This is a genomic window from Micromonospora sp. RHAY321 (genome assembly GCF_023896955.1).
In the GTDB taxonomy this organism is placed as follows: Bacteria; Actinomycetota; Actinomycetes; order Mycobacteriales; family Micromonosporaceae; genus Micromonospora.
In genome coordinates this window covers 649,922-661,513 of the sequence record NZ_JAMHIW010000002.1, presented here as the reverse complement: position 1 = coordinate 661,513, position 11,592 = coordinate 649,922, and the positions used below count along the sequence as shown (strand labels likewise).

Below are 11,592 nucleotides of genomic sequence, written 5' to 3'. Positions count from 1 at the left end.
CTGGGACGTGTGGTGGGCCTATGCTTCCGCCTGTCGGATGATTGACTCAAGATCCAGGCAGAAGGCGGGACGGTTGGCATGCGGACGGCGCATCGGTGAGCCAGGAGGCCGGAGACGGGTCGGGTCGGACGACCCGTTCGGGACGATCGGCTCGGCACCTGGATGAGGTGGACCGGCGGATCCTCGACGAGTTGGTCCGCGACGGGCGGACCTCGGTGCGCACGCTGGCCGAGCGGATCCACATCTCCCGCACCAACGCGTACGCCCGGGTGGAGCGGCTGGTGCGCGACGGGGTGATCACCGGGTTCCACGCCCGGGTGGCGCCGGAGGCCGCCGGGCTGGGCACCTCGGCGTACATCGCGTTGACGATCGAGCAGAACACCTGGCGGGAGGTGTCGGCGGAGCTGGCCCAGGTCCGCTACGTCGAGCACGTCGCGCTGCTCAGCGGCGAGCACGACGTGCTGGCCCTGGTCCGCGCGCCGGACAACGCCACCCTGCGGGACGTGGTGCTGGACCGGGTGCAGCACATCGCCGGGGTGCTGTCGACACGATCCTGGCTGGTCTTCGAGGAGTTCGACGGGACGCAGAGCCCCTGGCAACAGTCATAACACGAAGACGCTGACAAATATCTGATATAGATCGTTCCGGTGCAAGACATCCGTACTATGCGCCACGTGGCTATATCGAGCGATTTGTGGACACAGGCCAGGGCCGCTGCACCGCCGAGACCCCCCAAGCCCACCTCGGGCGACTCGCGGTCCTTCCGTGGCGACATCGAAGGCATGCGGGCGGTGGCCGTACTGCTGGTGCTCCTCGGCCACGCCGGGGTCCGTCACCTGCCCGGCGGCTTCGTCGGTGTGGACGTGTTCTTCGTGATCTCCGGCTTCCTCATCACCGGCCTGCTGCTCCACGAACTCGACCAACGCGGGCGGCTCTCGCTCACGGACTTCTATGCCCGACGGGCGAAGCGTCTCCTCCCCGCCGCCGCGACGGTCCTCGTCGCGACCCTGCTGCTGACCTACTTCCTCCTGCCGCGGGGCCGCTGGTCCACGACCGCCTGGGACGTCATCGCCAGCGCGTGTTACGCGATGAACTGGCGCATGGCCGGGGAGTCCCTCGACTACGTCGCCGCCAACGACGCGCCGAGCATCGCCCAGCACTTCTGGTCCCTCGCCGTCGAGGAGCAGTTCTACCTGGTCTGGCCGCTGCTGCTGATCGCCCTCGGCTGGTTCGCCCGCCGGAGGGGCCGAGGCGGCCGTGGCCTCTATCTGTCCGGGCTGGCGTTGATCGCGATCCCCTCGTTCGCCTGGGCGCTGCACGTCTCGCCGACCGACCCGTCGTCGTACTACGTCACCACCACCCGGATGTGGGAGTTGGCCCTCGGCGGTGCCGTCGCCGTCGCCGCGACCTGGCTCAGCCGGTCGTCGCGCCTGGTGGCCGTCCCCCTTGCCTGGGGCGGACTGATCGCCGTCTGCGCCTCGGCCGCGCTCATCAGGACGGAGGCCGGATTTCCGGGGTACGCCGCGCTCGGACCCACCCTCGGCACGGCCGCGGTGATCGCCTTCGGGCCGGCCGCCGGCCGCGCCGGGCCCGCCCTCCTGCTGGGCCGCCGGCCGCTGCTCTACATCGGTGGGATCTCGTACTCGCTGTACCTGTGGCACTGGCCGTTGCTCATCGCCGCGCAGGCGCACTTCGGTGACCTGAGCGTCGGCGCCGGTCTGGCGGTCGTGGCCGTGTCCGCGATCCCCGCCGCGCTCACCTACCACTTCATCGAGAATCCGGTCCGCCGGTCGCCGACTCTCGCCGCACGGCCACCCGCCGCGCTGCGGGTCGGGGCCGTCTGCACCGGCGCCGCCGCCCTGGCCGGCCTGGCGTTCCACCTGGTCGTCCCGTCGACGACAGGCCCGGCTCCGACGTCGACGGTCATCATGGGCCAGGTGCCCGGAGCCACCACCCAGGCGGCACCGCCCGCCGCGCCCGGCGCTGCGGCTCTCGGCTCCGCCCCCCGCACCAGTCGCGCCGGAGTGCCCGTCGACCGGGTCGCCTCGATCACACCAGAGCCGGTGACGGCGGCCAAGGACACGCCGCTGTCCCAGACGTCGAAGAGCTGTCATGTGGAGCTGGAATCCTCGACCCCGAGGACCTGTGTCTACGGGAAGCAGGATGCGACGACCAAGGTCGCGCTCGTCGGCGACTCACACGCCCACCACTGGCTTCCAGCCGCCCAGGCGGCGGCGGAGGCGAACGGCTGGCGCCTCGTCTCCTACACCAAGTCCGGCTGCCCGTTCCTGGCGGCGGAGATCTCCCTGAACGACCGGCCCTACTCGTCCTGCACCGAGTGGAACACGAGGGTTCGGGAGGCACTGCTCGGCGAGGACCGCCCCGACATCGTGATCACCACCCATGCCGAATACCCCGTCATGGGCGCGTCGGTGCCGAACAGGCAGCCCGCGTTGATCCGGGAGCTGCGCAACACCTGGAACACCATGATCACCGGCGGCGTTCCGGTGGTGGTGCTGCGGGACACGCCGCTGCACCTGAAGGACGTCGCCGAGTGCGTCTCCAAGAACCCGAACCGCCTGACGAAGTGCGCCACACCCCGGGCCGAGGCCACCGGACGCGGCGGCGGACCCGCCCAGGAGGAGGCAGTCAAGGACCTCGCCGGCGCCCACCTGATCAACCTCAACGACTGGATCTGCCCCGCGGACCGCTGCGCGCCCGTCATCGGTGGCGTCCTCGTCTGGCGCGACGCCCACCACCTGACCGCCACGTACTCAACGACCCTCGCACCCCAACTGGGCGCCGCGCTCAAGCCCGTGATCGCCAAGCTCTGACCTGTTCACCAGGTCCGGGCGACCGCAGGGTCAGCGCTCCGGTGGCGCCTCCAGGCCCTCCCGGTCGGCCAGCTCCAGCAGCGGCTCCAGCGAGTGCCGGTCGCCGTCCAGGCCGGCGTGGGGGTCGCCCCGATCGGCGAACCGGGTCTGCACGGACAGCACGTCGAAGTCCTCCGGCCGGGCGTCGTCCAGCTCCGCCCAGTCCAGCGGCGCCGACACCAGCGCCTGGGGCGTCGGCCGGATGGAGTACGCCGAGGCCATCGTGTGGTCGCGCGACATCTGGTTGTAGTCGACGAAGACCGGCCGGTCCCGCTGCTCGCGCCACCAGGTGGTGGTGACCAGCTCCGGCAGCCGGCGCTGCATCTCGCGGCCCAGCGCGAGCACCGCCCGGCGGCACTCGCCGAAGCTCCACCGCGGCTCGATCGACAGGTAGACGTGCAGACCCCGCCCACCGGTGGTCTTCGGGTAGCCGGTCATGCCCAGCTCGGCCAGGAACGCCCGTACCTCCTGGGCCACCGGCACCACCTGGTCGAAACCGACGCCGGGCATGGGGTCGAGGTCGATGCGCAGTTGGTCGGGGCGCTCCACGTCGGTGGCGCTGACCGGCCACGGGTGAAAGCGCAGGGTGCCCAGGTTGGCCGCCCAGATCACGACGGCCAGCTCGCTCGGAGCGACCTCGTCGGCGGTGCGGCCGCTGGGAAAGGTGATGTGGGCGGTGCGCACCCAGTCTGGCGCGCCCGCCGGCAGCCGCTTCTGGTAGAACGCGTCGCCCCGGTTGGTCTGCCGGGTGGCGATGGTCGCGCCCTCGAAGACGCCGCGCGGCCAGCGTTCCAGCATGGTGGGCCGGTCGCGCAGGGCACGCAGGATGCCGTCGCCGACCGCCAGGAAGTAGCGGACCACGTCGAGCTTGGTCAGCCCGCGTTCCGGGAAGTAGGGCTTGTCGGGACTGGAGACGCGGACCAGCCGCTCCCCCACCTGGATCTCCTCCGCCGCGGTGGCCACGCCCCCGAGGGTACGACGCCGGCGACCGTCTGGCGGGCACCGACCGCGGACCAGCGGGCGCGGCGTGCACGGGACGGGCGCTCGACGACCACCGCTGCGGCGTCAGGTGACCAGCAGGACGCCGACCAGGATCAGCGGCAGCCCGACGAAGAGGAAGATGCCGACCCCGGTGAGCACGCGGCCTCCGCCCGCCTCCTCGCGCTCCGGTGCGACCCCGAACGTGGCCCGCGGACCCAGCATGCCGATGCGACTCAGCGTCAGGTCGCCGGTCACCCCGAACAGCGCACCCACCACCATCAACGCGATGCCCAGCCGGCCGATGTAGTCGCCCCCGTCGACCGCGACCCACACCGCCGCGGCGACGGCGACCAGAACAGCGGCGATCAGGAACAGCAGCAGCGCTTCCCGCAGACCCCGGACGACCGTCATCGTCGACCCACCCCTCCGTCTCGGGGCGGTCCGGCCGCCCCGGACGGACATTGTTCACCATCAAACTGTCGCGGCGCTGTCCCGAACCGGACCGGCCGTGGAGGTTGCGGTACGCGCCGGCGGATGCCGGTCATCGACCGGCATCCGCCTCCGCCCGGGCGGTGTCCACCGCGGTCAGCGCTTCTCCTGCTGCATCCGCGACATCAGCATCTGCTTGCCCTGATCACCAGCCTTGCGACTGCCGTCCTGGATCATCCGGAACCAGTTGGCCAGCTCACTGTCGCCACGCTGCTCGGCGTCGGCGATGTACGTGTCCATCCGGTACACGTTCTCCAGCGACATCTGCAGCGCGCGGATCAGGTCGTAGTTCTTGTCCTTCACCGGACTGGTCTGCTCCTTGGCCATGGTCGCCATGGCGCACCTCCCCTGTCGGCTCTCGACGAAGCCCGCGCTTACCCGGCCGGACGGCGTTCACGCCCCGCGCGCCAGGGCGCGGTTACCGGCATGCCGGGCCGGGTAGGGGTGCCGCATGGCGGAACTGGCGACGCTCTGGATCATCCGGCACGGGGAGAGCACCGCGAACGTGGCGGCGACCCACGCCGAGGCGTCGGGCGAGGAACTGATCGGGCTCTCCCACCGGGACGCGGACGTGCCGCTCTCCCCCACCGGCGAGGAGCAGGCCAGGGCCACCGGCCGCTGGCTGGCCGGGCTGCCCCCGGACCGGCGACCGGACGTGGCGGTGGTGTCGCCGTACCTGCGGGCGGTCTCCACCGCCGAGCTGGCCCTGCACGGCACCGGGGTGCCGGTGAGCCGGGACGAGCGGCTACGCGATCGGGAGCTGGGCGTCCTCGACGGCCTGACCGGCCACGGGGTGCGGCGGCGGTTTCCGGACGAGGCCGAGCGCCGGGCCCGGCTGGGCAAGTTCTACTACCGGCCGCCGGGCGGGGAGGCCTGGACCGACGTGGCGTTACGGCTGCGGACGCTCCTCGGCGACCTGCGCCGGGACCACGAGGGCCAGCGGGTGCTGCTGTTCGGTCACGATGCTCTGGTCTTTCTGCTGCGTTATCTGGTGGAGGGGATGACCGAGGCGGAGCTGATGGAGTTGACCCGCCAACATGTCATCGCCAACTGTTCGATCACGTACTGGTCCGGCGACGGGCAGGGCCGGCTGGTGCTGGACGGCTTCAACGAGGTCGGCCACCTGCGTCAGCAGGGCGCCGAGCCGACCAGGGAGGACGAGGTCCATGCCGAGCCGGTCTGAGGTGAAGGTGATCACGCCTGGGCTGCTGCGGGACTGGGCGCTGCCGGTGCCGGCCGGCGGCAAGGAGAGCCGGGGCACCGTGGTGGTGATCGGCGGGTCCCGTTTCACGCCCGGGGCGGTCCTGCTCGCCGGTGTCGCCGCACTGCGCGCCGGCGCCGGGGTGCTCCAGCTCGCCGCCGCCGACTCCACCGCCGCCACGCTGAGCATCCAGGTGCCCGAGGCGCTGGTGGTGGGCCTGCCGGAGACGCCGGACGGCGCGGTCGCCGCCGACGAGAACGGCCAGCTCGGCGAGTTGGTCGCACGGGCCGACGTGGTGACCCTCGGCCCCGGGCTGAAGGGGATCGACGAGACCCGCCGTCTGCTCCGGCTGGTCCTGGAGGCGGCCGGGCCGCGCACCCCGCTGGTGCTCGACGCGTACGCCCTCGGCGCGCTCAGCCACGAGCCGAAGCTGCTGGTCGGCTCGGGCCGGCCGGTGGTCCTGACCCCCAACGTCACCGAGGCGGGGCACCTGCTGGGTCGGGACCCGGGCGACGACCTGGACGCCGAGGCTGCCGAGCTGGCAGCCCGGTACGAGGCCGTCGTCTCGCTCTACGGGCATGTGGCCACCCCGGACGGGCAGCGTTGGCGGGAGGAGAGCGGCGACGCGGGGCTGGGCACCTCGGGCAGCGGCGACGTGCTCGCCGGGTTGCTCGCCGGGCTGCTCTCCCGGGGGGCCGAGCCCGCGCAGGCCGCCTGCTGGGCGGCGTTCGCGCACGCGGTGAGCGGCCAGCGGCTGATCCCCCGCTACGGCCGGATCGGTTTCCTGGCCCGGGAACTGCTCGACGAGATCCCCCGCACCCTGGCAACGGTCTGACACCTTTCGCCCGAACCGCCGGGGTGTGTGTAACGCCACATCGATCGTCCGCGCTCGACTACCAGAGATGGGCATCCCGCCCGCCCTCAGCCGGTCCCTCCCCGCCCGGGAGGCACCGGTTGGTCCCCCGCTCCTGGGAGTCCGCGTGAAGAACCTCCGCAACAAGACACTGGCCGCCGCGTCCGCGGTGACCCTCGGGGTCGGTCTCGCCGTCACCGGCGCACTGACGCCGGCCACGGCTGCCGGCCCGGACACCACGTTCCTGGTCCTCGCCCCGCAGGGCGCGGCGAACGACAGGGCCGCCGCCCGGGTGGCCGCCGCCAAGGGCAGCGTGGTGGCCAGCTACGACCAGATCGGTGTGCTCGTCGCCCGCTCCACCAACCCCGACTTCGCCACCGAGGTGGCCGGTGCCGGGGTCGAGTCGGTGGCCGCGACCACCGGGCTCGGCACCGCACTGGACGAGGGCGAGACCGTGGAGGTCTCCGCCGCCACCGTCGCCGGCGCCACCGGCGACCCGACCGCCGAGCCGCTGTTCGGCCAGCAGTGGGACATGCCGATGATCGGCGTGCCGCAGGCCCACGCCGTCACCACCGGAAGCGCCGACGTGGTGGTGGGCGTGCTCGACAGCGGCATCTCCTCCAGTCACCCCGACCTGGCCAGCCAGATCGCCAAGGACAAGAGCACGTCCTGTCTCGGCGGCGTCGTCGACACCACCGAGGCGGCCTGGAACCCGACCACCTCCGACCACGGCACCCACGTGGCGGGCACCATCGCCGCCGCCATCAACGGCGTCGGCGTCACCGGCGTCGCCCCGGGCGTCAAGGTGGCCGCCGTCAAGGTGGTCAACAACGACGGCTTCATCTACCCCGAGGCGGCGGTCTGCGGCTTCATCTGGGCCGCCGAGCACGGCATGAAGGTCACGAACAACAGCTACTACATCGACCCGTGGGAGTTCAACTGCCGCAACGACGCGCGCCAGCGCCCGGTGTGGCAGGCCGTGCAGCGGGCCATCCGCTACTCGAACAGCAGGGGCGTGCTCAACGTCGCCTCCGCGGGCAACTCCAACGTCGACCTGGCGCACAAGACGGTCGACGCGGGCAGCCCGAACAACGGCACGCCCGAGGTGCGCGACATCAACAGCGCCTGCCTCGACCTGCCGGCCGAGGCGCCGGGCGTGGTGACCGTCTCCGCGGTCGGCCCGACCGGGGAGAAGAGCTACTACTCCTCGTACGGCCAGGGCGTCGTCGACGTCACCGCTCCGGGTGGTGACACCCGGTTCCGCACCCAGGGTGCCCGGTCGACCCTGACCGACGGCATCCTGTCCACCACCTTCAACACGGCGACGCGGACCAACGGCTGGGGCTACAAGCAGGGCACCTCGATGTCCGGCCCGCACGTCGCCGGCGTCGCGGCGCTGGCGGCCTCGGCCCACCCGGACATGTCCCCGGGCCAGCTGGCGTCGTTCCTGGAGCGCACCGCCCAGGCACGGAGCTGCCCTGAGGGTGTCTACAACCCGGTCCCGCTGCTGGGTGCCGCCTACGACGCGACCTGCTCCGGCGGGGCGCGGAACGGGTTCTACGGCGCGGGCATGGTGAGCGCGTACGACGTGGTCCGCTGACCAGCGGTACGACACTGCGGCCCGGCGCTTCGGCGCCGGGCCGCACCCGTTCGGGGGAACCCTGTTTCCGCAGTTCATCGCCCGGGTACGGGATCGACACCAGACGAGATCCAGGGAGGTCGTGCCGGTGTCCACCGATGCCATCGTTCTGCTCAAAGAGGACCACAAGGAGATGCGCCGCCTGTTCAAGGCCTTCCAGGATGCCGAGGAGGGGCCGGCGAGTCAGCGACAGAAGTTGGTGGGCCAGATCCTGGAGGCCCTGACCGTGCACACCTACCTGGAGAACGAGGTGATGTACCCGGAGGTCCGGCGGCTCCTGCCCGACCTGGAGGACGACATCCTCGAGTCGTACGAGGAACACCACGTGGCCGACCTGCTCTGCTTCGAGCTTGCCAGCATGGACGCCGACGACGAGCACTTCAACGCCAAGACGACGGTGCTGATCGAGAACGTCACGCACCACGTCGAGGAGGAGGAGCAGGAGTGGTTCCCCAAGGTGCGCGAGGGGCTCGGCCGTAAGCAGCTCCAGGAGATCGGCGAGAAGATGATCGAGATGCGCGCGGACGCGCCGCGCACCCCCAGCGAGCCGAAGGCGATCAAGAAGGCGATCGACGCGGTGACCGCCTGAGCGGTGCGCGTACGACGAAGGGCCCGGCACCTCGCCGGGCCCTCGTCACGTGTCGGGGCGCAACCGCCGTCAGTCGCCCGAGCCCGGCTCGGCCATCCGGCGGTGCTGCTCGGACTTGAGCTTGTCCGGCACGATCTTGCCGGCGGCGGTCTGCACCTTGTTCATCAGCGAACCGGCGGTGATCGTCTGGTCGCCCTTCATCAGGCCGGTGAAGGCCTGCGCGGCGACCTTCGCCGGGTCGTCCTTCTTTCCCGAGCCGACCCGGGTGTCCTCCATGTCGGCCCGCTCGAAGAACTCCGTGTCGGTCGGGCCGGGCATCAGCGAGGTCACCGTGACCCCGGTGTCCTTCAGCTCGTTGCGCAGCGCCTCGGCGAACGACTGCACGAACGACTTCGACGCGTTGTAGACCGCCTGGAACGGCCCCGGCATGGTGGACGCGATCGACGAGGTGAACAACACCCTGCCGGCGCCCCGCTCGACCATCCCGGGCAGCAGCCGCTTGGCCAGGTGCACCGTCGAGCGCACGTTGAGATCGACGACCTCCAGCTCGTCGCGCAGGTCGGTGCCGCCCACGAAGGCCCCGCCCGCACCCCGACCGGCGTTGAGCGCCAGCGCCTCCACCGGACGGCCGGTCGCGGCGACCGCCGCCGCCAGCTCCTCCACGCCCTGCTCACGGGCCAGGTCGACACGGACCGGCTGGACCTGCGGCCCACCGTCGCGGCGCAGCTTCTCCGCCGCCGCCGTGATGCCGTCGTCCTCGGCGGCGACGACCAGGTCGAAGCCGTGCTCGGCGAACTGCACGGCCAGCTCGTACCCGATCCCGCTGGAGGCTCCGGTCACCACGGCGAGCGGCCGGGCGGTACTCGGTGTGGTCATGGTGGTTGACTCCTCTCGTTCTGTCGGCGGCCGCACCCGCACCGGCGCGACCCGCCTTCGTACGGTGTGCCCTGCCGCGGAGCGCTCAACCACGCGGCCGGCGACGACGTGCGGAGGTCGGCCGGGTCGCTCCGGGCCGACCCGGTAGGATCGGCCCGGGCCGTTACTGGCGCGTGGGGATGGAGAACCATCGGGGAGCGGCCCCGTCACGAGGACGTTTGCCGAGCGCCTGGGCCTTCCGCACGTCTGTAGGAGGTCGCATGTCGCGCAACGCCGAGTCCACCGCTTTCCGGAGTGCCCTTGAGGTGATCCGGGCCGTCGAGCCGCGGGTGGCCGACGCCATCGGCGCCGAGCTGACCGATCAGCGGGAGTCCCTGAAGCTCATCGCCAGCGAGAACTACGCCTCCCCGGCGACGCTGCTGGCGATGGGCAACTGGTTCAGCGACAAGTACGCCGAGGGCACGGTCGGGCGCCGCTTCTACGCCGGCTGCCAGAACGTCGACACCGTGGAGGCGCTCGCCGCCGAGCACGCCCGCGAGCTGTTCGGCGCCGCGCACGCCTACGTCCAGCCGCACTCGGGCATCGACGCCAACCTGGTGGCGTTCTGGGCGGTGCTGGCCGACCGGGTGGAGTCCCCCGCGCTGAAGAAGGCGCAGGTCCGCCAGGTCAACGACCTCACCGAGGCCGACTGGTTCGCGCTGCGCCGCGAGCTGGGCAACCAGCGGATGCTCGGCATGTCGCTGGACGCCGGCGGCCACCTCACCCACGGCTTCCGGCCGAACATCTCCGGCAAGATGTTCGACCAGCGCAGCTACGGCACCGACCCGGAGACCGGGCTGATCGACTACGACCGGGTGGCCGAGGCGGCCCGCGAGTTCAAGCCGCTGATCCTGGTCGGTGGCTACTCGGCGTACCCCCGGAAGGTGAACTTCCGGATCCTGCGGGAGATCGCCGACTCCGTCGGCGCCACGTTCATGGTCGACATGGCGCACTTCGCCGGCCTGGTGGCAGGCAAGGTCTTCACCGGCGACTTCGACCCGGTGCCGCACGCGCACATCGTCACCACCACCACGCACAAGTCGCTGCGCGGCCCGCGCGGCGGCATGGTGCTCTGCCAGCCGGAGCTGGCCGACCAGGTGGACCGGGGCTGCCCCATGGTGCTCGGTGGTCCGCTGCCGCACGTGATGGCCGCCAAGGCGGTCGCCCTCGCGGAGGCCCGCCGCCCCGATTTCGCCGACTACGCGTCTCGGATCGTGGACAACTCGCAGGCCCTCGCGGAGGGGCTGCTGAGCCGGGGCGCGAAGCTGGTCACCGGCGGCACCGACAACCACCTCGTGCTGATCGACGTGTCCGGCTACGGGCTGACCGGCCGGCAGGCCGAGCAGGCTCTGCTGGACTCGGGCATCGTCACCAACCGCAACTCGGTCCCGCAGGACCCGAACGGGGCCTGGTACACCTCGGGCATCCGGATCGGCACGCCGGCGCTGACCACCCGGGGGCTGGGCACCGCCGAGATGGACCAGACGGCGGAGCTGATCCACACGGTGCTCACCCAGACCACCGCCGGCGCCAACGCCGACGGCACCCCGTCGAAGGCCAAGTACACCGTCGACCCGGCGCTGGCCGACAAGGTCGCCCGCCAGGCCACCGACCTGCTGACCCCGTTCCCGCTCTACCCCGCCATCGACCTGGCCTGACGCTCAACTCACCCAGTCGCGTCGATCATGGAGTCGTGGTGCCCGGTACGGGCGGGTGGACGACTTTCGTCCACCACCACAACTCCATGATCGACGCGGGTGGGGTCGCGCCTCAGGCCAGGGGGCGCTTGAGGTGGTAGCGGTGGACCTCGGTGCTGCCCTGCACGTTGTTCACGTCCTCCGCGGCGGAGACCAACTCCCAGCCTTCCCGGCCGGCCCGGTTGAGGTGCGCGATGGCGGTGTCACCGTAGGGAGTGATGTCCTTCCGTGACCCGTCCGGGCCGTACCAGATGAACGAGACGTGGAAATTGCGGCCCTGTCCCTGATAGCGGCGGACGAGCAAGGCGTACTCCCAGGCAACCATGCGGCCCATTATGACCGTCCAACCAGGACG

Annotated in this window: 12 protein-coding genes and 1 riboswitch; of the genes, 7 read left to right on the top strand and 5 right to left on the bottom strand. The window is 71.5% G+C overall.

Annotated features, from left to right (window positions below):
- Positions 1-95: 95 nt before the first annotated feature.
- On the top strand, positions 96-608 hold the full coding sequence (locus M8C17_RS07380) for an Lrp/AsnC family transcriptional regulator (protein ID WP_374557494.1): 513 nt from the start codon (positions 96-98) through the stop codon (positions 606-608).
- 57 nt (positions 609-665) lie between these two features.
- Entirely contained in the window at positions 666-2,834 is a 2,169-nt protein-coding gene (locus M8C17_RS07375; RefSeq protein WP_305884679.1) for an acyltransferase family protein, read from the top strand.
- A gap of 30 nt (positions 2,835-2,864) precedes the next feature.
- Here the strand turns inward: M8C17_RS07375 and M8C17_RS07370 are convergent, their stop codons facing one another.
- From M8C17_RS07370 to M8C17_RS07360, 3 genes are all read right to left on the bottom strand, one after another.
- Positions 2,865-3,836, bottom strand: a complete 972-nt coding sequence (locus M8C17_RS07370) for a DNA polymerase domain-containing protein (protein ID WP_252415629.1) — start codon at positions 3,834-3,836, stop codon at positions 2,865-2,867.
- Between the two features lie 102 nt (positions 3,837-3,938).
- Positions 3,939-4,265, bottom strand: a complete 327-nt coding sequence (locus M8C17_RS07365) for a hypothetical protein (RefSeq protein ID WP_252415628.1) — start codon at positions 4,263-4,265, stop codon at positions 3,939-3,941.
- Between the two features lie 174 nt (positions 4,266-4,439).
- Complete coding sequence (locus tag M8C17_RS07360; RefSeq protein ID WP_201749190.1) at positions 4,440-4,679, bottom strand: hypothetical protein; 240 nt, start codon at positions 4,677-4,679, stop codon at positions 4,440-4,442.
- Between the two features lie 115 nt (positions 4,680-4,794).
- Between M8C17_RS07360 and M8C17_RS07355 the strand changes: the two genes are divergently transcribed.
- The 4 genes from M8C17_RS07355 (at position 4,795) to M8C17_RS07340 (ending at position 8,625) form a co-directional block, all read left to right on the top strand.
- Positions 4,795-5,526 carry a histidine phosphatase family protein gene (locus M8C17_RS07355; protein ID WP_252415627.1) on the top strand — a complete coding sequence of 244 codons (732 nt, stop codon included), beginning with the start codon at positions 4,795-4,797 and terminating at the stop codon, positions 5,524-5,526.
- Complete coding sequence (locus M8C17_RS07350) at positions 5,510-6,379, top strand: NAD(P)H-hydrate dehydratase (RefSeq protein WP_252415626.1); 870 nt, start codon at positions 5,510-5,512, stop codon at positions 6,377-6,379. The genes M8C17_RS07355 and M8C17_RS07350 overlap by 17 nt, the downstream gene beginning before the upstream one ends.
- 145 nt (positions 6,380-6,524) lie before the next feature.
- Positions 6,525-7,997: a S8 family serine peptidase gene (locus tag M8C17_RS07345; protein ID WP_252415625.1), complete on the top strand. Its 1,473-nt coding sequence runs from the start codon at positions 6,525-6,527 to the stop codon at positions 7,995-7,997.
- Between the two features lie 127 nt (positions 7,998-8,124).
- Positions 8,125-8,625: a hemerythrin domain-containing protein gene (locus M8C17_RS07340; RefSeq protein WP_252415624.1), complete on the top strand. Its 501-nt coding sequence runs from the start codon at positions 8,125-8,127 to the stop codon at positions 8,623-8,625.
- Between the two features lie 69 nt (positions 8,626-8,694).
- Here M8C17_RS07340 and M8C17_RS07335 read toward each other — a convergent pair whose 3' ends face one another.
- On the bottom strand, positions 8,695-9,501 hold the full coding sequence (locus tag M8C17_RS07335; RefSeq protein WP_252415623.1) for an SDR family oxidoreductase: 807 nt from the start codon (positions 9,499-9,501) through the stop codon (positions 8,695-8,697).
- A gap of 152 nt (positions 9,502-9,653) precedes the next feature.
- Positions 9,654-9,743: riboswitch (ZMP/ZTP riboswitch) on the top strand.
- Positions 9,744-9,761: 18 nt separating this feature from the next.
- Between M8C17_RS07335 and M8C17_RS07330 the strand changes: the two genes are divergently transcribed.
- On the top strand, positions 9,762-11,198 hold the full coding sequence (locus M8C17_RS07330; protein WP_252415622.1) for a glycine hydroxymethyltransferase: 1,437 nt from the start codon (positions 9,762-9,764) through the stop codon (positions 11,196-11,198).
- A gap of 112 nt (positions 11,199-11,310) precedes the next feature.
- On the opposite strand, the gene M8C17_RS07325 is transcribed toward M8C17_RS07330, so the two are convergent.
- Entirely contained in the window at positions 11,311-11,571 is a 261-nt protein-coding gene (locus M8C17_RS07325; RefSeq protein ID WP_109820013.1) for a hypothetical protein, read from the bottom strand.
- Positions 11,572-11,592 lie beyond the last annotated feature (21 nt).